The organism is Citrobacter sp. TBCS-14, assembly GCF_005280805.1.
GTDB lineage: Bacteria > Pseudomonadota > Gammaproteobacteria > Enterobacterales > Enterobacteriaceae > Citrobacter > Citrobacter gillenii.
Window position 1 is genome coordinate 1 of the sequence record NZ_SZWM01000719.1, and the last position, 484, is coordinate 484.

Consider the following 484-nt stretch of genomic DNA (forward strand, 5'->3'; position numbering starts at 1 on the left):
ATCCAGACGGCCAATGGGGAACACGCGCTTGCTGTGATTCACGAAATCAACAATGTTGTCGCGTTCGCTGTCTTCGGTGGTGCTGACAATCCCTACCGGCTTGTTCAGCGCGATAAAAACCAGATCTTCCGCTTCACGCGGCTCAATCAACCGACCATTCACTTTCACGACGTCGCCAGGCATCACCTGATCGCCAATGGTGGCGCGTTTGCCATTCAGGAAGACATTCCCTTGTTCGATAAAGCGATCCGCTTCGCGACGCGAGCAGATTCCGCTTTCACTGATGTATTTGTTTAATCGGATGGATGAGTCGGGCAGCATAATTTCTCCTGTATACACTTNTTAATCGGATGGATGAGTCGGGCAACATAATTTCTCCTGTATACACTTCATCCTTCAAGCCGTCTCTGCGTTGGCTGCCCTCACTCACCCTGGTCACATAGTTATCTATGCTCCCAGGAATTCGTTCCCTTGCCGCCTTGAT

The 484-nt window shown here is 50.7% G+C and carries 1 protein-coding gene; it reads right to left on the reverse strand.

Features of this window, described 5'->3' with window-relative positions; genetic code table 11:
* Window positions 1–321: S4 domain-containing protein (locus FDX22_RS20895; protein ID WP_255433008.1), on the reverse strand; the 321-nt coding region annotated here is incomplete at its 3' end.
* Between the last annotated feature and the right edge of the window lie 163 nt (window positions 322–484).